Origin of the sequence: Labrenzia sp. 5N (genome assembly GCF_012395805.1) — a bacterium.
Classification (GTDB): Bacteria; Pseudomonadota; Alphaproteobacteria; order Rhizobiales; family Stappiaceae; genus Roseibium; species Roseibium algicola.
On record NZ_JAAZTM010000003.1, the window covers coordinates 34,982 to 54,746 of the forward strand.

Sequence of the window (19,765 nt, forward strand, 5' to 3'; positions counted from 1 at the left end):
AGCCGGTGCAGGTCTGCACCGGCTTTTTCATTGCAATTGGAGGTGCGAAACCATGACGGAAATCCGGATCGGGCTGATCGGAACAGGCTATATGGGCAAGGCCCATGCTGTTGCCCTGAAATCAGTGGCGTCGGTTTTCGACACAGGCCTGCGCCCGATTTGCGAGACGATCTGTGCAACGACGCTGGAAGGCGCCCGTGAAAAGGCCCGTGCTTTCGGGTTCAACCGGGCGACGGACGACTGGCGCACTGTCGTTGCCGACCCGGCGATCGATGCGGTTGTGATTGCCTCGCCCCAGTCGACCCACATGGATATCGCAATCGCCGCCTTTGAAAACGGCAAGGCTGTCTTTTGCGAAAAGCCGCTTGCCAGCCACGCCGAAGATTGCCGCAGGATGATGGCGGCGGCAGAAGCCTCCGGCCTGCCGAACATGACCGGCTTCAATTACATTCGCACTCCTGCAAGCCAATTTGCCCATGACCTTGTCCAGTCAGGCCGGATTGGTCAGATCCACTATATTCGCGCTGAACACACCGAGGATTTTCTGTCAGATCCGCAAACGCCGTCGCACTGGCGTACCAAGGACATAAGCAATGGATGCATGGGCGATCTCGCCCCTCACATCATCAACGCCGCCCTGCGTCTTGCCGGGCCGATCTCCAGCGTTAGTGCGGATATCCAGACCGTCCACTCCGAACGTCCCGGCGCAAACGGGCCGGAGGCGGTCACCAATGACGACCAGGCCCATCTGATGTGCCGCTTTCAAAACGGTGCGATGGGTCATCTCTTCATCAGCCGTGTCGCCACCGGCCGGAAGATGGGTTACGCCTACGAGATATACGGTGACAAAGGTTCGATCCGCTTCGACCAGGAAGACCAGAACGCGCTCTGGCTTTACCTTGCCGAAGGGCCGGAGGCGGAACGCGGCTTCCGCAAGATCCTGACCGGACCGGCACATCCCGATTACCTGCCCTTCTGTCAGGGCCCCGGTCACGGAACCGGTTATCAGGACCAGATCATTATCGAGATGCGGGACTTCCTGAAGGCCATCGAAACCGGAACACCTGTCTGGCCGACCTTCCGGGACGGGCTGGAGGTGCAACTGGTCACGGAAGCTGCCTGGAAATCGTCGAAGACCGGTACGTGGGCAACGGTTTGACCGACGGGGCGGCTGGGGGCGAGCGTTGTTCTCCAGGCTGTTTCCCCGGGCAAGCGCAGCCCAGATCCGGGGCCTACTCGCAAGTCAGCTTGCCAAAGCAGGAGGTTCTGCCAACCTCTTGCCGCGCCAGGTCATTTCTCTGGAAATGACTTGGCCCCGGGTCTCGCTTTGCTCGCCCGGGGCGACAGTCATAAATCGGGAAACTTCCTGCCAGCTCTGCACGCCCTACTGGAACGCCGTCTCGGCAAAGCTGCGGAGCTTGCGGGAATGCAAGCGTTCTGCCGTCATGTCTCGCATCTTCTCCATTGCCCTGATGCCGATCTGGAGATGCTGGGCGACCTGGCGTTTGTAGAAGTCGGTCGCCATGCCCGGCAGTTTCAATTCGCCATGGAGCGGCTTGTCCGAGATGCACAGCAGCGTGCCATAAGGCACCCGGAAGCGGAAGCCGTTGGCCGCGATGGTTGCCGATTCCATATCGAGCGCGATGGCACGGGACTGGGAGAACCGCTTGACCAGTTCCGGCTGGTCCCAGAGTTCCCAGTTTCGGTTGTCGAGCGATACGACGGTTCCCGTGCGCATGACACGTTTCAATTCATACCCATCGATGCCGGTGATTTCGGCAACCGCGTCTTCCAGTGCAACCTGCACTTCGGCGAGCGGCGGGATCGGCACCCAGATCGGCAGGTCCTGGTCGAGCACATTGTCCTCTCGCACATACCCATGGGCCAGCACATAGTCACCGAGTGTCTGGCTGTTCCTGAGGCCTGCGCAGTGACCGAGCATCAGCCAGACATGCGGGCGCAGCACCGCGATATGGTCGGTAATGGTTTTGGCGTTGGACGGCCCGACACCGATGTTGACCATGGTGATGCCGCTGCCGTCAGCCCGCTTCAGGTGATACGCCGGCATCTGGGGCAGTTTTGTCAGCTCTTCGCCATCCGGCTGTGTCTGCCCTGCCTCCAGCACCACGTTGCCGGGGGAAACAAACGCCTCGTAACCACTGTCCGGCTGCAACAGCAACGCCTTGGACATGCGGCAGAACTCGTCGATGTAGAACTGGTAGTTCGTGAAAAGCACGTAGTTCTGGAAATGCTCGGCTTTTGTCGCGGTGTAGTGCTGCAGGCGGTGCAGGGAATAGTCGACGCGCGGCGCCGTGAAGGATGCCAGCGGCATCACACCGTCGGCCGGATCGTAGGTGCCGTTGGCAATGGAATCGTCCATCACCGTCAGGTCGGGAAGATCGAACATGTCAGCGAGGGGACGGTCGAGATTTGCAGCTGCTGCGCCGCCTTCCACATGCGTTCCGTCATAGAAAGCGAAGTGCAGCGGGATCGGCATGTCGCTGTCGCCGACCTGGATCGGCACGTCATGGTTCTTCATCAGCAGCGAAAGCTGCGACACCAGATAGTTACGGAACAGATCCGGGCGGGTAATCGTGGAGGCGTGGGTGCCAGGGCGGGAGACGAACCCATAAGACAGGCGGCTGTCGAGGCGGACGTGGCTGTCGGTCACGATACGGACCTGCGGATAGAACGCGCGCACGCGGCCGTCGATTTCCTTGCCATCCAGAAGGTCCTGAAAATGCTGGCGCAGAAAGGCGGTGTTGGATTCAAAAATTTCGATCAAACGGTCGACCGCCTTGTTGGCGTCGGTAAAGACCTCAAGCGGATGCGATGGCGCATGCCGAACCCTGCGGGCGGCTTGATGAAAAACGTTTTTGGTTGAGTTGGACATAAACCGTCTCCTTATTGTTGTTATGGGCTCACAGTCCCGCTAACGCTTGCCTTGGTCAATAGATCTAGCATCGGATTTTGAATTTTTTTTCGCAGAGAGAAAATTTCTGCACAAGCGCCTCAACGATGCATTTGAGCAGGCTTTCCCAAACCGTGGCAAGCGGCTAAAGTCCGGCTAACTTTTGACCAGGAGTTTCCCATGAAAAAAACCGTTCTGACCCTCGCGGTCGCCGTTTCCTCCCTGATTGGCGCAGGCGTCTCCGCCCTTGCCGACAATCTGCCGGATCTCGGTGGCCGGGACATTGTCATTGCTTCGGAAAACACCTACCCACCGCTGCAGTTCGTCGACCCCAAGTCTGGCGAGGCAATCGGCTGGGAATATGATGCGGTTGCAGAAATCGCCAAGCGGCTGAACCTGAACGTCACCTTTCAGAACACCAGCTGGGATGCGATGATCCCTGCCATCTCCGCCGGCGAATACGACATGGCGATGAACGGCATCACCATTCGCGCAGACAGGGCCGAGCAGGTCGACTTTTCGGAGCCCTACATGCGGTCCGAAATGTTCATGCTGGTGCGCGCCGATGAAGACCGGTTTACCGATGCAAAGGGCTTTGCTTCCAACACGGACTTCCTGGCCGGTGCTCAACCGGGCACCACCCCCTTCTACGTCACTGTTTATGAAGTGCTGGATGGCGATGAAGCCAACCCGCGCATCAAGCTGTTCGAAACCTTTGGTGCCGCTGTCCAGGCGCTCAAGGCCGGCGACGTCGATCTGGTCCTGACAGACAGCACCGGCGGCCAGGGCTATGTCGCGACCAATCCGGACACCTTCAAGCTGATCGGCGATCCGATGGGCTCGGAAGACTTCGGCTTCATTTTCCCGAAAGGCTCCGACCTGATCGAACCGATCAATGCGGCTGTCGCCAGCATGCGCACAGACGGCACGCTGGATGCACTGAACAAGAAGTGGTTCTTCGACTATAAAGTCGCCCAGTAAGGCCATCCTCTGCCCCTGCGCGGCTGGACTTTCCACTCCATGGCCGGTATCCGGGCTTTTGGCCCCGATGCCGGCCATTTTCGTTTGAACTGCCGTTAACAAAGCTGGAGCCGAGACCAACCCATGTTCCGCAACAAGACACCGTCCGGCGCCCCCAAGGAAGACTTTCCCTATTGGCTTGTTGCTGCCGCCGGCATTGCGGTTTTCCTGTTGTTCCAGATCGCCACCGACGACATCTATTCGCAGGTCATGTCGACGGTCTCGCGTGGTATCGGACTGACGGTCTTCGTCACGCTTGTCGCCTTCTTCTGCGCCTCCCTGATCGGGCTCCTGCTGGCGCTTGCCTCCCTGTCCGGATCAATCGTCTTGCGGCAGATGGCCCGGTTCTACGTCGAGATCGTGCGCGGCATGCCGATCATCGTGCTTCTGCTCTATATCGCCTTCGTCGCAACACCGCTGTTCATTGCCGGGGTCAACGCCATTGTGGAACCTCTGGGTCTGGATCCGCTGCGCACGCGGGATTTCCCCCTGCTCTGGCGCGCTGTTCTCGCGCTGACCATCGGCTATTCGGCCTTCATTGCCGAGGTGTTTCGGGCAGGCATCCAGGCGGTCGACAAGGGACAGATCGAGGCCGCCGAAGCACTCGGCATGAACGGTTGGCTTCGCTTCCGCCTGATCATCTTCCCGCAGGCCCTGAAGACCATCCTGCCGCCCCTCGGCAATGATTTCGTCGCCCTGATCAAGGACAGCTCGCTGGTCTCGGTTCTGGGTGTCGCGGATATCACTCAGCTGGGCAAGGTCTACGCTGCCGGCTCCTTCCGGTACTTCGAGACCTACAATGTCGTCGCGCTGATCTACCTGATGATGACGATCACGCTTTCGCTGGCCCTGCGCAAATTTGAACGGGCAAAGCAGATCCAGGAGCGCTAAGGTTTTCGCCTGACCACGCCTTTCTTCCTCCCTCATCCTGAGGAGGGGGGCAGGGGGAACGGCGTCTGCAGCGAGACGGAGACCCGCATGCGTTCCTTTGAAGAAATAGAAGCACTGGCCGCGGAGAAGAAAGGCGGACCGGCAGCACTCAACGCTCTTTTGGCAGAGCATAATGCGCCCAGGACTGCGGAAGAGCTGGAGAAGGTCGGAGACGATCGCTGGCTGGCCATGTTCACCAAGTGCGTGTTCCAGGCCGGTTTCAGCTGGAAGGTGATCGACCAGAAGTGGCCGGGTTTCGAGGAAGCCTTCGAGGGGTTCGACGTTCCCCGCCTCGCCTTTCTCCCTGACGAGGCCTTTGAAGCGCTGCTCGGCGACAAACGCATCGTCCGTAATGGTGCCAAGATCCGATCTGTTCAGGAAAACGCGATTTTCCTCAAGGACCTAGCGACCGAACACGGCAGCGCAGCCGGTTTTTTCGCGCATTATCCCGTCGACGACCAGATCGGCCTGATGGAGCTGCTCAAGAAGCGCGGCAGCCGGCTTGGTGGCAACACAGGGCAAATCGCCTTGCGCTTCATGGGCAAGGAAAGTTTCGTCCTCTCCGGCGATGTGGTTAACGCCCTGATCCGCGAAAATGTCATCGAGAAGGACGCGATGTCGAAAAAAAATCTCACCGCGATTCAAGCCGCCTTTAACGAATGGAAAGCAACTTCCGGTCGTCCCCTGAACGAAATCAGCAGAATTCTGGCCTTTTCGGTCGGGACAAGTCATTAACTTCTCATTCAGCTTTTACGATTGTAAACAAAGCCTTGATTCAAAGGGAATTTTTGTTCCATCAGCTTAACTGCTGATTTACCAAACCCGGTAACCATGACACTCGAAATTGCGTGAGGTATTGCGTCGCAATGAGTGTACTGCGTACCGGGGTGTCCTTCGCGGCACCCCGCCTATCAAATGAACCGGAAGCTGGTGCTTCCTGGCTGAACACGATCCTGAAGGGCGACTGCGTTGCCGCCCTTGAGAAACTGCCGTCCCGGTCTGTTGACCTGGTCTTCGCGGACCCGCCCTACAACCTTCAGTTGGGTGGCGATCTGCACAGGCCGGATCAGTCAAAGGTGGATGCCTGTGACGACCATTGGGACCAGTTCGAAAGTTTCGAAGCCTATGACGCTTTCACCCGGGCCTGGCTTCTGGCCGTCCGGCGGGTGATGAAGGCGGATGGCTCGCTGTATGTGATCGGTTCGTATCACAACATCTTCCGCGTCGGCGCGATCCTGCAGGATCTCGGCTTCTGGATCATGAATGACATCGTCTGGCTGAAGTCCAACCCGATGCCGAACTTCCGCGGCAAACGGTTCACCAATGCCCACGAGACCATGATCTGGGCGGTGAAGTCGAAAGATGCGAAGCCGACCTTCAACTACGATGCGCTGAAGACCTTCAACGAGGATCTTCAGATGCGCTCCGACTGGCACCTGCCGCTGTGTACCGGCACCGAGAGGCTGAAGGGCAAGGACGGGCAGAAGGTGCATCCGACCCAGAAACCGGAAGCTCTGCTCTACCGGGTTCTGACGGCCTCCTCCAAACCGGGTGATGTCGTGCTCGACCCGTTCTTCGGGACCGGCACCACCGGGGCTGTCGCCAAGAAACTTGGCCGCCACTATGTCGGCGTGGAGCGTGAGCAGGACTATATCGACGCGGCCACGGCTCGTATCGAGGCCATCGAGCCTGGCGACGCCGCATCGCTGGAAATGCAGCAGGGCAAGCGGGCGCTGAAGCGCATCCCGTTCGGCACGCTTCTGGAAAGCGGTCTGCTGCAGCCGGGGACGGAACTCAGCTGCCCGAAAGGCAAGCATCTTGCCATCGTGCGCGCCGACGGCTCGCTCAAGTCCGGTGATCATACCGGCTCGATCCACAAGGTCGGTGCTCTGGTACAGGGTCAGGAGGCCTGCAACGGCTGGACCTTCTGGCACATCAACGAGGGCGGCAAGACGTCGCCAATCGACGATCTCCGCAAGGAAATCAGATCCCGCCTGCAGGCATAAGCAGGCACTCCAAAGAGAGACTTCGCGTTCCCCGCGAGATCGACTTAGCCCCGTTTCCCAGAAAAGGAGACGGGGTTTTCTTTATGGAGCACGGAGAGCGGTATCTCCATCAGGCGCTCTTGTATTTCACGTCCGGCGCCCAGACATCCAGCCATCGCAGGATCTCGTCGGCACCGATTGGCGGCGAAAAGTAGAAACCCTGGAATAGACGGCAGCCACAGTTTTTCAGGAACTCCAGTTCCTCGCGGGTTTCAACGCCTTCCGCCAGAACGTCCAACCCCATGTTCTTGGCCATTGCCAGCATGGCGCCGGCAATTCTCTGCATCTTCGGGTTCCTGTCGAGCCCGGAAACGAACGAGCGGTCGATCTTAAGCGTCGCGACCGGTGTTTCGATCAAGGTTGCGATGGAGGAATGTCCGGTGCCGAAGTCATCGAGGGCCAGGGCGAAACCTGCCTGTTCCAGGTTACGGCACTGGGCAATCAGCTCCTGATCCGACTGATCGAAAAGGATCGATTCCAGCAGTTCCAGCTGAATGTCCCCGGGCTTCAAACCCGCGGCGGCAAGTTCGGCATGCAAGATCGCGACAAACTCCACCGACCTGAGGTTCGATGCCGTCACGTTCAACGAGAGCTTGCCTATGTCCCTGCCGGCGGATTTCCAGGCAGCAAAATGGGTGAACGCCTTGCACCGCACCTGCCGGTCGATTTCGGACATGATGTTTGCCCTGGTCGCCGTTTCCAGGAAACGGGCCGGTGGCAACACCCCTTGTTCTGCCGTCTCCCAGCGCGCGACCACCTCCAGGCCGCACACCCGACCCGTGACGATATCGATCTGCGGCTGAAAATAGGGAACGAACTGGCTGCGTTTCAGACCTTCTTCGATCTGTGAGACCAACCTGCTCGTCTCCTCGTGCCGCCGGATCATCTCCTTTGACAGCAATTTGACGGACGACCGGGTGACCTTGGCATCGTAAAGCGCGATATCGGAATTCGCGATCAGCCTGTCGGCGTTCTGCACTTCGCCCGGATGAAACAGGACCACGCCTATACTCGCGCTGACCTGGCAGCTGTGCCCGTTGTAGCGGATCGGCATGGCGATCGCATTCAAGAGGCGCAGCGCCATGGCATAGAGGCTTTCCTTGTCCGGAGGCTCAGCCAGAAACAGGGCAAACTCATCACCGCCAAGCCGTGCAGGAAGATCGTTCGGACCGCATATTGCCGACAACGCCTCGGCCGTCTGCATCAGGATCATGTCGCCCGCGGTATGACCGAAGTTGTCGTTGACCGACTTGAATTCGTCGAGGTCGATGTGAAGGAGCGCAAACACGTGCCCGGTGTCGGGCAGCTGCAACGCCTTTTCCAGACGCCGGTGCAGTGCCCCTCTGTTGGCAATCTCCGTCAGCGGATCCTGTGAGGCCTTCTTTTCCGCTTCGATCTTCGCCGCCTTCAATGCGGTTGCCATCTTCTGGCTGTCCTCCAGAAGCGTGCGCTGCGCTTCGAAGGAGTAGAAGAGATCGATGGAGAAGTCGTTCGGTTTGAAGTCGGTTTCCGTCAACCCGAAACGCTCGACGACCTGTGACAGGTGAAGACCGAAGGACAGGTCCAGAAACACCGTGTCCTCGTCCGCAGCAGCAAGGGCGAAACCGCGAAACTGTATAGGCTCACCATCCTGCGGACATGCGGAAAGGACCAGTTTCGTGCCGAGCCTTTCGCGAACACAAGCCATGGATCTGACGTTACGCGGCCGCTCAACCGTGAAGACGTCGAACAAGTTTGCTCCCGACGCTTCCGGCCCGAGGATCCGTTCAAGGGTCGGGCCCAGTCCACTGATCCGGCCGCAATTGTCCAGAACAACATGCATGGGAAAAAGCATGTCGATGGCCTTGCAGGTCAGATCGAGTTTGGATGCTGTCAAATTCCGGCCTCGGTTCTCATGGGCTTGCGTGCAGTGTCGAGGATCCGGATTTCAAAGATGTCGTGATCCGCCTGTTCCGATTTCACCGCGACCTGGTTGACCTCGATGCTCTCACCGGTCTCCTTGGCGAGACCATGCAGAAGTCCGACGACCATCGGCGCCAGTCCGTCACGATCGGAATAGTAGTGCAGAATGCAGGATCCATCGTCCTTCTGGTCGACCTCGAAGGACGGCGGCTTCAGATGTGGCATCGACAGCAGGATCCGGTCGTGCATGTCATCGAGCCCCTTCAACTGCTCGATGAAGGAATTGCCGGCAAGGCGCATCAGATTGCCGAAATGCGAGGCGCCTGCGTATTCGACCCAGTATTTTCCGAAGATGCTCAGGACGTCCGATGCAGGCAGGCCGGTAAAGCTGCAGATGGCACCGACGAGCTTGTTGGTGATGGCATCATCATAACTCGACATTCTTTCAAATTCGAGTTCCTCCAGGCCCGCGGTTTCGCAAATGCTTTGCCAGGCCTCGGGTCCGTGGTTGTCCAGAATGAAGGTGCGAATGCCTTCGTTCACCATTCCATACATGCAGACTCCTCCAGAGTTAGCATTGTGAGTATACGACTTTGCTTACGTCAGCATTAATCAGTTCCAGAAATATGTCTGTTTTTAACTGCCGTTACTGACAAACAACCACCACTTCCGCGCGAATTTTCCGACTTAATTACCCAACGTTTCTTTTTTTTCCAAATAACCCATTGAGAAAAACAACAATGAATACCTGAAACTCTTGCCGGAAGAAGGCGCATCGTTTGAGGTACCGGAAAGGCAATGCAAACCTTCGTGTCCGGCTCGGCCGCGCCTTCGGTTCGGCCCCTTGCCGGACAGACGGCTTGCAATCGCCATGCAATCCCTCCATCCTCCGCGATCAATCGAGCGTTCATGGGAGGAACGATCCGACGGTTTGAAACCGGCGCAAACGGCCGGAAGACCCGAGGCCGGCGGTCGCATCAATGAAGGACCATGTCGAGACAGTTCTGCGAACCGTGCAATCGGGATCGGCGCCTGCGCTGTCCCGGATTGCAGCCTCGTGGCGCAGATCGATCGACAAGCACGGCCTAGACCCTGCCGCCCACAAGGCGCCCCAGCGCATGGGGGACGACCAGCTTTACCGGCGGCGGGAAGAGACAGGTGCCTTCCTGAAAATCGCCACGCCGAAACTGGACCAGTTATTCGGCCTGGTCGGTCAGTCCGGCTGCACGGTTCTTCTGACCGACGCGGAGGGGGTTGTGCTTGACCAGCGTTGCATGAGCGCCGATGCGGACATCTTTCAGGACTGGGGTCTCAGCCAGGGCACCGACTGGAGCGAAGCCGCCGTCGGAACAAACGGCATCGGCACCTGCCTTGCCGAGGAACGCAATCTGATCGTCCATCGGCAGGAACATTTCCTGGCTCGCAATGTCGGCATGAGCTGCATGGACGCGCCTATCTATGGTCCGGACGGCAGGCTGGCCGGTGCACTCGATGTGTCTTCTGCCCGTTCCGACCAGACGGAAACCTTCAACCGGCTGATCGCAGCAATGGTCTCGCAGACTGCAAGACAGATCGAGATCGAAACCTTCCGCGCCGCTTTTCCTGCCGCCCGTATCATCGTCGCCGACGGGGAAACCACCGATACCGCAATGCTGCTTGCCGTCGACGCCGACGACATCGTTCTCGGGGCAACGCGCGCTGCCAGGAAGGCCTTTGGGCTTGGTGCAAGCGGCCCTCTGAAACCCCTGCCCGCTTCCGATCTGCTTGGCCGCGAGGATGGCCCCAGCGGCTTTGAGAAGGCCGAAAGGGCTGCCGTCATTCGTGCACTGGCGCGGGCCGGCGGCAACGTTTCCGAAGCCGCGCGCGCGCTCGGCATCGGCCGGGCAACCCTTTACCGGCGAATGAAACGGCTGAACATAGACTGATATCCCGGCTGACCTGTCTCAGAACTGAGACACATGCCGGACACAGGCATCTGCCCCCTCCTACCACTGCGCAAGTTCCTCCGGCACAGTCCACCCATTCCCGGTGGAGGACCGGGACCTTCGGCCCGTCGCAGCTTCGGTTGCCTGACCGCCGATCTTGTGGAGGAACCCAGATGAATCAGATGCCCAGTTTTTCCGTCGACACGACGTCTCCGTTCAAGTCCCGCTACGACAACTATATCGGCGGCAAATTCGTTGCGCCTGTGAACGGACGGTATTTCAACAACATCACGCCGATTTCCGGCGCCACCGTTTGCGAAGTCGCCCGTTCCGATGCCGCAGACGTTGACCTGGCGCTTGATGCGGCCCATGCGGCCAAGGAAGCCTGGGGCCGGACCCCGGCAGCAGAGCGTGCCAATATTCTGCTGAAAATCGCCGATGTGATGGAGCAGAATCTCGACATTCTGGCCAAGGCAGAAACCTGGGACAACGGCAAGCCGATCCGCGAAACCACGGCAGCCGATATTCCGCTTTCCGTCGATCACTTCCGCTATTTCGCAGGCGTTCTGCGCGGCCAGGAAGGCTCCATGTCGGAGATCGATGCCGACACCATTGCTTACCACTTCCATGAGCCGCTCGGCGTTGTCGGGCAGATCATTCCCTGGAACTTCTCCATTCTGATGGCTGCCTGGAAACTGGCTCCGGCGCTTGCCGCCGGCAACTGCGTCGTTTTGAAACCGGCCGAGCAGACCCCGGCGGCAATCATGGTGCTGGCGGAGCTCATCGGCGGTCTGTTGCCGGATGGCGTTCTCAACATCGTCAATGGCTTTGGTGCAGAGGTTGGCGCCCCGCTCGCCAAGTCAAATCGCATCGCCAAGATCGCCTTTACCGGGTCGACCGAAACCGGCCGGATGATCATGCAGTACGCAACCGAGAACCTCATTCCGGTGACGCTGGAACTGGGCGGCAAGTCGCCGAACATCTTCTTTTCCGACGTCATGAGCGAAGACGATGCGTTCCTCGACAAGGCCATCGAGGGCTTTGTTCTGTTCGCCTTCAACCAGGGTGAAGTCTGCACCTGTCCGAGCCGGGCCCTGATCCAGGAAGACATCTACGAAGCCTTCATTGAACGGGCGATCGCACGTGTGAAAGCCATCAAGCAGGGTGACCCGCGCGCCATCGAGACCATGGTCGGTGCCCAGGCCAGCCGCGAGCAGCAGGACAAGATCCTGTCCTATCTGACCATCGGGGTCGAGGAAGGTGCACAAGTGCTGTGCGGCGGCGCGGAAGCGAAGTTCGACGGCGACCTTTCCGGCGGCTTCTACGTTCAGCCGACCATCCTGAAAGGCCACAACAAGATGCGGGTCTTCCAGGAGGAAATCTTCGGCCCGGTGGTGTCCGTCACCACGTTCAAGACCGAAGAAGAAGCCCTGGCGATTGCAAACGACACCATGTACGGCCTCGGCGCCGGCGTGTGGTCGCGTGATGCCAACCGCTGCTACCGGTTCGGCCGCGCCATCGAGGCAGGCCGCGTATGGGTGAACAACTATCACGCCTACCCGGCCCATGCGGCCTTTGGTGGCTACAAGCAGTCCGGCATCGGCCGTGAGACCCACAAGATGATGCTGGATCACTATCAGCAGACCAAGAACATGCTGGTCAGCTACAACCCGAACAAACTCGGGTTCTTCTAAAGACTGCCGGCGTTACCCGATCTTGTCCTGGCAGTGATGCGGGGCAGTCTTCGAAAGAAGGCTGCCCCGTTTTCCGTTGAAGCTCCGGGAACGGCAGCCTGTTCATCGTCAAAGTTCTTCTGCAATCTCTTCCAGCAGATCTGCAAGCGCCTCAGGCTCGCTCACCATGGCATCGTGGCCTGTCGCGATCCGAGAGACCGGCCATCCCTTGGCCTGTGCCCGGGCCAGCGCGACTTTTGCCGGCGGATACGGCGGGTCAGTACATTCGATGTAATGGGCTGGAAGACCGTTTCCGACCGGGTGCTTCAGGTCCAGTGCCGTGGTGAAGGTTCGGAACGGGTGCGGTGTCAGGCGCGGTTTCAAAAAGGCAACGTCGTCCGGCTTCGTGATGCCAAAACTTTCCGGCGGGGCTGGCGGCAGTGACAGGCCGCCGCTGCTGGTTTCCGCCAGCTTCCTGCGGTCTTCGGCAAGATCTTGCGGCAGAAGATCGAACCAGGTCTCTCCGCTTTCCAGCATGATCGCGTCGAGATAGATCAGACCGGCAATCCGCTCAGGCACGAGGTCTGCAACCCCGGTGATCGGAATGCCGCCAAAGCTGTGGCCGACTAGAATGACGTCCGCCAGGTCCTCGAACTGTAAATGCCGGACGATATCTTCCACGAAGGTCCGGATCGTGATGTCCGGCGAAAGCAGATGCGAGCGCTCGCCGAGGCCCGTCTGCGTTGGTGCGGTCACCCGATGCCCACGTGCCCGCAGGATGTTTGCCAGACGCGACCAGCACCAGCCGCCATGCCAGACACCATGGACGCAAACGAAAGTCTGCTGTTTCATGAGCCCCTCCCCGCTTCACCGCCTATTCGGCGGCTTCGGCCGCCATCTGGAAATCGCGCCGTACCTTCAGTTTGTGCCCGACTTCGACAATGGCTTCCAGTGCCGGAATCAGATCCTGGCCAAGATCCGTCAGCTCATATTCAACGGAAGGTGGCGATGTCGGGCGGACATGGCGCAACAGCACGCCGCGGCCTTCCAACTCTGAAAGGCGCTGTGACAGTACCTTGCCGGACACAGGGGGAATATCCGCCTTCAGCTCGTTAAAGCGGCGGGGACCTGCCCGCAGGCTCCAGATGACGTTGGGTGCCCAGGCTCCGGAAATCACCTGCATGCACTGGGTCAGACTGCAAGGGGTCGGCGGTTTCGGGCTCAGATTCTTGCGCATTTTCAAGGCCATGGGCACCACACGATCTTCAAGGGTCCAAGGTCACGCGGGAACCATCAGGTTTCTGCCCGGTAACTCGATAATGCAAGTTACCAATAGAAACCTACTTGTCAATGGTGACTTCAAAAGACACCTTCCGGGCATCGATACAAACCAAGGAGCCAATCGATGAAACTGTTCTACAAACCCGGTGCCTGTTCCATGGCTGCTCATCTCCTGCTCAACGAAGCCGGAGCCACCTACAGTCTCGAAAAAGTCGATACGACCGAGGGTTTGACGGAGACCGGCGCAACATACGCGCAGACCAATCCGCGCGGCTACGTGCCGGCGCTTCGGTTTGAGAACGGTGACGTTCTGACGGAAAACGTTGCCATCCTGCATTGGCTTGGCGAGCAGTACCCGAACTTTGCGACGGATACAGCAGGCAAGCCGCTCGACCGGTTCCGCGTGCTGGAATTGCTCAGCTTCCTGTCCTCAGAGCTTCACAAAGGGTTCAGCCCGTTCTTTTCCGGCAAGGAATTTTCTGAAGCAGAAGCAGCTGAAAACCAAGCAAAGCTGAATACCAAGCTCGGCCAGTTCGACGCCTTGCTGGCCAAGGGCGGCGACTATCTTTTGGGAGATACCTTCTCCGTTGCCGACGCCTATGCCTTTGTCATCTTGAACTGGACGAACTTCATCGGCGTATCCCTTGGCGACTGGCCGAAGATGGCAGCCTATGTTGAGCGCATCCGTGCTCGCCCGGCCACCCTGAAGACCCTACAGGAAGAAGGCCTGGCGGCATGAGCAGTGCCTTGGCTGCGCTGGAAAAGGTCATATCCAACTATTTCGACGCGCTTTATCACTGCGATACCGACCTGCTGCAGCAGGTGTTTCACGAGAAGGCAATCTACGCCACGGCGGACGAGACACCCCTGCTCTATCGCACGATGGCCGAATATGTACCGGTCGTCGCCGCCCGCCAGTCGCCGGCGTCCCGGGGTGAGGAGCGCCGCGATGTCATCGACGAGATCCAGTTCGCCGGTGAGAACACGGCCTTTGCCAGAGTTCGCTGTTCGATCGGCAACAACGATTTCACCGATTTCCTGACCTTCGTGCGGGACGAAGGCCGCTGGCAAATCATGGCGAAAATCTTCGAAATTCGACCACGCAACGAAGGAGTGGCCTGACATGCCTTACGTGAATATCCAGGTGACCCGTGAAGGGGTGACGGCGGAGCAGAAAGCCAGGCTTATCAAAGGCGCGACGGACCTACTGGTTGACGTTCTCGACAAGAACCCGGCAACCACCTTCGTGGTGATCGAGGAAGTGGACCTTGAGAACTGGGGCGTCGGCGGCCTGCCGGTGGAAGAATACCGGGCAAGGCAGCTGGAAAAACAGAGCTGAACGGTCAAATGGAAGCCGGGGCAATCCCGGCTTCTTTCTTTGTGGCCGAGTTGCACTTTCCTCTTTCAAGTCCTCTCCACTGTCCGGCAAGCCCTGGATTCGTTCGTCCCAAACACTCGTCATTGCAGGGCTCGACCCTGCAATCCATGCCGTGACCTTGCCTCAACCAGAAGCCTCAATTGGCGGATGGGGAACGGAATGAATGCCATGGTCGGGCCATGGCATGACGGAGGAAGTGGAGGATTGGGCGGTTTGGACAGCGTGTTGTGGGCAAGTCCTCCGGGCGCAGCGGGGCGTCCGCACATAGGGCAACACCCCCCAAAGAACTAGACCTCTTACTGCCTCCTCAACCTCCCCCGTCATTGCAGGGCTCGACCCTGCAATCCATGCCATGACCGTGCCTCAGCCAGACGCCTCGATTGGCGGATGGGGAACGGCATGGATGCCATGGTCGAGCCATGGCATGACGGAGGAAGTGGAGAGGGATGATGAGGAGGCTGAATGGTGCTCATCTGGACGTCACCAAACAAGTGCAAAGAGTTTTTGCTGTTGTCCAATCGACGCGAGAATGGTCTGTCTGAGAAGACACATCGACATCAAAACAGTTCTCACATGCCCCGCACGCTTTATCAAACCATCCTCGGCCCCGAGTTCGACAAGGTTCCGGCAGAAATCCGGCGGATGCACAGCTTCGCGCGGGTGGCGCGGGGAACCGCGGATGTCACCCGGGGAAGCTCGTGGGGCGCAAGACTGATCTGCCGGCTGGCGAAGTTGCCGAAAGCACAGATGGGCGTTCCGGTCGAGACCAGCTTTGAACCTATCGAGGGTGGAGAGCGCTGGACCCGGCGGTTTGACGGGCAGCCGTTCCAGACCGACATGATGGCAGGTACTGGCGAAGCGTATCCCTGCATGCTCGAGCGCCTTGGACCGTTCCTGTTCAAGATGCGGGTAACGGCAAGTGACAAGGGCATCGACATCACCCCGGCAGACGTTTCGCTTGGACCGCTTCCGCTGCCGCTGCGCCTTGCTCCGAGAGCGGTCGGCCGCGAGCGTGTTGTCGATGGAAGGTACAGTTTCACCGTAGAGGTGACCTTCCCGCTGATCGGGAAGGTCTTCGGCTACAACGGCCGGCTGGAGCCGACCGTTCTGATCGATGATGCAAAAGCCGTCTGACCGGCCTCACTCGAAGCCGACCAGGGCCTTGCGGCGTTTGCCGACAGAAATCGACAAACGGTCGTTGGCCTGAAGATCGCCGGTGGCAATGCGGCGGCGCGCGTCGTCGACGATCTGGTTGTTGAGGCGAACGCCTCCACCTTCCACGAGCCGCCGTGCTTCGCCGTTGGATGCTGCGAAGCCAACCGCGACCACAAGCTCCAGAAGGCCGAGACCGTCTGCCAGAATTTTCAGCGGCAGACTGTGGGTCGGTTCCAGGATCTCGCCTTCGCCCGAAAACAGGGCATCGCCTTGCTGCAAGGCGCCGCGCGCTTCTTCCGGGCCATGAACGATTGCCGTCACCTGGGTTGCCAGGATCTTCTTGGCTTCGTTCAGCTCCGCCCCTTCCAGCGCCGCAAGTCGTTCGATTTCGCTCATCGGCAGCTCGGTAAAAAGGCGCAGGCACTTGGCGACGTCGGCATCGGCGGTGTTGCGCCAGAACTGCCAGAAGCCGAAGGGCGACAGGTGTTCGGGGTGCAGCCACACGGCACCCGCGGCCGTCTTGCCCATCTTCGCACCGCTGGCGGTGGTCAGCAGGGGAACAGTGAGGCCGTGCAACTTGCGGCCATCACGGCGGCCGAGTTCCACACCATTGACGATGTTGCCCCATTGATCGGATCCACCGACCTGTAGCGCACAGTCATGACGCTTTGCCAACTCCAGAAAATCAACGGCCTGCAGCATCATGTAGCAGAACTCCAGAACCGTCAGCGGCATCTGAGCATCGAGGCGCGACTTGACGCTGTCGAAGGTCATCATGCGGTTGACGGTGAACTGGGAGCCATAGTCGCGGAGGAATTCCAGGAAGCGGAATTCATTGAGCCATTCCGCATTGTCGACCAGCAAAGCCCCATCTTCGCCGTTCATATCCACGAGACGCTCAACGGATCGTCGTATGCTCGCGATGTTGGCTGCGATCTGACGTTCTTCCAGCATCGGCCGGGCATCCTTGCGGAAACTCGGATCGCCGATCTGACTTGTGCCACCGCCAAGCACGACGATGGGACGATGGCCGAGCTTCTGCAGCCAACGCATGGTCATCAACGGCATCAGATGGCCGACATGAAGACTTGCCGCCGTGGCATCGAACCCGGCGTATGCGGTGATCGGCCCTTGTGACAGCGTCTGGTCGAGCGCCTCGATATCCGTGCATTGGTGCACAAGACCACGTTCCAGAAGCACGGCAAGTGCTTCCGATTTGAGTTTTGTCGCCGGTTTGCCGGCTTCGATCATATGTCTAGTCATTTTTCGCTTCCTGGTTCCCCCGCCAGGAAGCTCGGGTCTCTAGAAACCAAAAAGCCGCCTGACGCGGCGGCTTTTGAGGTGTCTATGGGGTGAACAAGATCCTACGCAGCCGCCGGTATGTCGGTGACGTAATAAAAATACACGAAGGATGCGCTCATCTTGGTCATGCCAGCTTAAATGCGTTAGGGCGGGAAAAGAGTCAAGCCTGTTGTGTTCGTGACGTTCCAGACCCCGGCAAGTGTAACCGGCATGCCTCAAGGCTGCGCGCGGTCAAGAAATCCCACCTTCCCCTGTGCGACAGGCGAGCGCTTCTGCACGACTGGCCGCGTTACGACAACCCGAGTTTCCGTTCGCCGCGATCCAGGATAACCGGAACGATCAGGTCTTCCTCGTCATCCAGATGGCGCATCAGGCCGGAGATCAGGGTGTCGCTGACACCGGCGAAACTGTCGGCCGCGCGGCGGATGGCATCGCGGTCTTTCGTCTGCAATTGCCCGAACAGCTTGTTGGCGCTCTTGATCACCGCCTCAATGCGATGATGAATCAGTTCGTGGTCGCCCTCCAGCAGCTCGAAGCCATCCACCAGGCGCTTTTCGGCTTCCATGAACACCGGGAAATAGTGCTCATCCTCGATCATGTGGTGGTGATGCAGCTCACTGAGAAACTGTTGCAGACGCGGTGCAAAGAGGTTGCCGAAACGGTTTACCGGGAGCCGTTGTTCGCGGAAGTCGGTCAGGATCGTATCCAGGTCAGCACCGAGCTGACGGAAGCCATTATGCCGTGCGAGCCAGAATTCGGTCAGTGGGCCGAGGTTCCGGTGACCCGGCCAGTCTTCGCGCGGATGGTCTTTCAGAAGGAACAGCCACTCCTGCGGAAGTCCGGTCCGTTCATCCAGATTGGTGGTGTTGGTCATGGGTTTCAGGTCCGGTCAGAGAGAAGGTTTGCCGACCTTATACGCATGTTTTGGCCTGTCATGCGGAAACAGTGTGTTCACTCCCCGGGAACAGACGTCACCGCACCAGTTTGCCCAGCACCTTCCAGAGCGCTTCGGTGTCCCCCGGCTCCAGATGCCTTGTGAATTCGGTTTCCACCGCTGCCCGGTAACACGGCCACATGGCCTTCAAGAGTGTCTCCCCTTCCTGGGTCAGACGCACCGAGACACCTCTGCCGTCTTCCGGGCTCTTCAGCTTTTCGATGTAGCCCGCAGCCGCCAGCCGGTCGAGCAGGCGCGAAACATTGTACTGAGCCAGCAGCATCCGCTTTTCGATTTCGACCGGACGCAGAGTTTTGTCCTCTGCCCGGCTTAATTCCAGCAGCACATCGTACCAGCCGAGAGGTGGGAATCCGGCCGCCTTCAGGCGTGCCTCGACCCGTGCCAGCACGTTGCCGCTTGCACGCTGCAGACGGGCCCAGGCGTCGATGGCCTGGGGGACGGTTTCGGCGGAATTGCTCATGGCCAAGAAATAGAAAATTTATGCAATTGCATCAATCTTGATTTTTCATGCATATGCATCCATCTTGATGCAGATGCATGAAAAGGAGTTTCCGGATGCCCGACACACTTACCCTGATCAGCCATGCGCTTTGCCCTTACGTGCAGCGCGCGGCGATCGTCCTTCTTGAAAAGAATGTTGCGTTTGACCGGGTTACCATCGACCTTGCCGACAAACCGGACTGGTTCCGCGCGGCCTCACCACTCGGCAAGGTGCCGCTGCTGAAACTGGGTGGTGATCGCTATCTCTTCGAATCCGCCCCGATCGTCGAATTCCTGGACGAGACAGAAGGGAGCCGGCTGCACCCGGAGGACCCTTCCGAACGCGCGCGGCACCGGGCATATATCGAATTCGCCTCGCAGATCCTGAACGGCATCGGCACGCTCTACAACGCCAGGGACGACACCGGATTTTATGTTACGGGTGAAGCACTTCGTGCAAAGTTCCGTCATCTGGAAGGTGAACTTGATCCGGACGGTCCCTTCTTCGCCGGAAGAGCCTTTTCGCTCGTCGATGCGGCTTTCGCCCCGGTGTTCCGCTATTTCGATGTCTTTGAGACGTTCTTGACGCTTGAAATGTTTGACGACCTCGACCGGGTTCTTGCGTGGCGTAGCAAGCTTGCGGCCCGTACATCGGTTCAAGAAGCAGTTACTGCGGACTATCCAGCGCTTTTGACCGCCTTTCTGCAAAACCGAAATAGCTGGATCTCCCAACTTCTCGACTTGCGCAGCCGGGAGCGATCACTCCTGGTCGCACTCTGAGGCCTTCAAGCGCAGCCGGACATGGCTC

At 59.0% G+C, this 19,765-nt stretch carries 21 protein-coding genes; 12 read left to right on the forward strand and 9 right to left on the reverse strand.

Features of this window, described 5'->3' with window-relative positions; translation table 11 throughout:
• Window positions 1-52 precede the first annotated feature (52 nt).
• Window positions 53-1,159 carry a Gfo/Idh/MocA family oxidoreductase gene (locus HEP89_RS02740; protein ID WP_075282289.1) on the forward strand — a complete coding sequence of 369 codons (1,107 nt, stop codon included), beginning with the start codon at window positions 53-55 and terminating at the stop codon, window positions 1,157-1,159.
• 225 nt (window positions 1,160-1,384) lie between these two features.
• Here HEP89_RS02740 and HEP89_RS02745 read toward each other — a convergent pair whose 3' ends face one another.
• A complete protein-coding gene (locus HEP89_RS02745) occupies window positions 1,385-2,893 on the reverse strand; it encodes an AMP nucleosidase (RefSeq protein WP_062490216.1) in 1,509 nt (502 codons plus the stop codon).
• Window positions 2,894-3,091: 198 nt separating this feature from the next.
• Between HEP89_RS02745 and HEP89_RS02750 the strand changes: the two genes are divergently transcribed.
• From HEP89_RS02750 to HEP89_RS02765, 4 genes are all read left to right on the forward strand, one after another.
• Window positions 3,092-3,892, forward strand: a complete 801-nt coding sequence (locus HEP89_RS02750; protein ID WP_023001979.1) for a transporter substrate-binding domain-containing protein — start codon at window positions 3,092-3,094, stop codon at window positions 3,890-3,892.
• A 123-nt stretch (window positions 3,893-4,015) separates the two neighbouring features.
• Window positions 4,016-4,822 carry an amino acid ABC transporter permease gene (locus tag HEP89_RS02755; RefSeq protein WP_077290712.1) on the forward strand — a complete coding sequence of 269 codons (807 nt, stop codon included), beginning with the start codon at window positions 4,016-4,018 and terminating at the stop codon, window positions 4,820-4,822.
• 87 nt (window positions 4,823-4,909) lie between these two features.
• Window positions 4,910-5,596, forward strand: coding sequence for a DNA-3-methyladenine glycosylase I (locus HEP89_RS02760; protein WP_168686173.1), 687 nt, complete (start codon window positions 4,910-4,912; stop codon window positions 5,594-5,596).
• Window positions 5,597-5,727: 131 nt separating this feature from the next.
• Window positions 5,728-6,867 (forward strand): site-specific DNA-methyltransferase, encoded by a 1,140-nt coding sequence (locus tag HEP89_RS02765; protein WP_023001982.1) that lies wholly within the window; start codon window positions 5,728-5,730, stop codon window positions 6,865-6,867.
• Between the two features lie 109 nt (window positions 6,868-6,976).
• Here the strand turns inward: HEP89_RS02765 and HEP89_RS02770 are convergent, their stop codons facing one another.
• The 3 genes from HEP89_RS02770 to HEP89_RS02780 form a co-directional block, all read right to left on the reverse strand.
• A complete protein-coding gene (locus HEP89_RS02770) occupies window positions 6,977-8,782 on the reverse strand; it encodes an EAL domain-containing protein (RefSeq protein WP_168691290.1) in 1,806 nt (601 codons plus the stop codon).
• Window positions 8,779-9,363 (reverse strand): heme NO-binding domain-containing protein, encoded by a 585-nt coding sequence (locus HEP89_RS02775; protein ID WP_168691291.1) that lies wholly within the window; start codon window positions 9,361-9,363, stop codon window positions 8,779-8,781. The genes HEP89_RS02770 and HEP89_RS02775 overlap by 4 nt, the downstream gene beginning before the upstream one ends.
• Before the next feature lie 132 nt (window positions 9,364-9,495).
• The gene (locus HEP89_RS02780) at window positions 9,496-9,681 is read right to left on the reverse strand and encodes a hypothetical protein (RefSeq protein WP_168691292.1); all 186 of its coding nucleotides are present in this window, start codon (window positions 9,679-9,681) and stop codon (window positions 9,496-9,498) included.
• Between the two features lie 107 nt (window positions 9,682-9,788).
• Between HEP89_RS02780 and HEP89_RS02785 the strand changes: the two genes are divergently transcribed.
• The gene (locus tag HEP89_RS02785; protein ID WP_023001985.1) at window positions 9,789-10,733 is read left to right on the forward strand and encodes a helix-turn-helix domain-containing protein; all 945 of its coding nucleotides are present in this window, start codon (window positions 9,789-9,791) and stop codon (window positions 10,731-10,733) included.
• A 173-nt stretch (window positions 10,734-10,906) separates the two neighbouring features.
• A complete protein-coding gene (gene adh, locus HEP89_RS02790; RefSeq protein WP_023001986.1) occupies window positions 10,907-12,427 on the forward strand; it encodes an aldehyde dehydrogenase in 1,521 nt (506 codons plus the stop codon).
• Window positions 12,428-12,535: 108 nt separating this feature from the next.
• Here adh and HEP89_RS02795 read toward each other — a convergent pair whose 3' ends face one another.
• Together HEP89_RS02795 and HEP89_RS02800 are read right to left on the reverse strand one after the other, a co-directional pair.
• On the reverse strand, window positions 12,536-13,258 hold the full coding sequence (locus HEP89_RS02795; RefSeq protein WP_077290717.1) for an alpha/beta fold hydrolase: 723 nt from the start codon (window positions 13,256-13,258) through the stop codon (window positions 12,536-12,538).
• Between the two features lie 22 nt (window positions 13,259-13,280).
• Complete coding sequence (locus tag HEP89_RS02800; RefSeq protein WP_228148064.1) at window positions 13,281-13,643, reverse strand: helix-turn-helix domain-containing protein; 363 nt, start codon at window positions 13,641-13,643, stop codon at window positions 13,281-13,283.
• Window positions 13,644-13,811: 168 nt separating this feature from the next.
• Here HEP89_RS02800 and HEP89_RS02805 point away from each other — a divergent pair, with 168 nt between their 5' ends.
• The 4 genes from HEP89_RS02805 (at window position 13,812) to HEP89_RS02820 (ending at window position 16,199) form a co-directional block, all read left to right on the forward strand.
• The gene (locus HEP89_RS02805; protein ID WP_077290718.1) at window positions 13,812-14,426 is read left to right on the forward strand and encodes a glutathione binding-like protein; all 615 of its coding nucleotides are present in this window, start codon (window positions 13,812-13,814) and stop codon (window positions 14,424-14,426) included.
• A complete protein-coding gene (locus HEP89_RS02810; RefSeq protein WP_077290719.1) occupies window positions 14,423-14,809 on the forward strand; it encodes a nuclear transport factor 2 family protein in 387 nt (128 codons plus the stop codon). The genes HEP89_RS02805 and HEP89_RS02810 overlap by 4 nt, the downstream gene beginning before the upstream one ends.
• Window position 14,810: 1 nt before the next feature.
• Complete coding sequence (locus tag HEP89_RS02815) at window positions 14,811-15,026, forward strand: 4-oxalocrotonate tautomerase family protein (RefSeq protein WP_075282280.1); 216 nt, start codon at window positions 14,811-14,813, stop codon at window positions 15,024-15,026.
• A 612-nt stretch (window positions 15,027-15,638) separates the two neighbouring features.
• Window positions 15,639-16,199 carry a DUF4166 domain-containing protein gene (locus HEP89_RS02820; protein ID WP_168691293.1) on the forward strand — a complete coding sequence of 187 codons (561 nt, stop codon included), beginning with the start codon at window positions 15,639-15,641 and terminating at the stop codon, window positions 16,197-16,199.
• A 6-nt stretch (window positions 16,200-16,205) separates the two neighbouring features.
• Here HEP89_RS02820 and tyrS read toward each other — a convergent pair whose 3' ends face one another.
• From tyrS to HEP89_RS02835, 3 genes are all read right to left on the reverse strand, one after another.
• A complete protein-coding gene (gene tyrS / locus HEP89_RS02825; RefSeq protein ID WP_023001993.1) occupies window positions 16,206-17,483 on the reverse strand; it encodes a tyrosine--tRNA ligase in 1,278 nt (425 codons plus the stop codon).
• A 328-nt stretch (window positions 17,484-17,811) separates the two neighbouring features.
• Window positions 17,812-18,396 carry a hemerythrin domain-containing protein gene (locus tag HEP89_RS02830; RefSeq protein WP_168691294.1) on the reverse strand — a complete coding sequence of 195 codons (585 nt, stop codon included), beginning with the start codon at window positions 18,394-18,396 and terminating at the stop codon, window positions 17,812-17,814.
• Between the two features lie 97 nt (window positions 18,397-18,493).
• Complete coding sequence (locus tag HEP89_RS02835) at window positions 18,494-18,937, reverse strand: MarR family winged helix-turn-helix transcriptional regulator (RefSeq protein WP_168691295.1); 444 nt, start codon at window positions 18,935-18,937, stop codon at window positions 18,494-18,496.
• Window positions 18,938-19,032: 95 nt separating this feature from the next.
• Between HEP89_RS02835 and HEP89_RS02840 the strand changes: the two genes are divergently transcribed.
• Window positions 19,033-19,737, forward strand: coding sequence for a glutathione S-transferase family protein (locus HEP89_RS02840; protein WP_168691296.1), 705 nt, complete (start codon window positions 19,033-19,035; stop codon window positions 19,735-19,737).
• The last annotated feature ends 28 nt before the right edge of the window (window positions 19,738-19,765 follow it).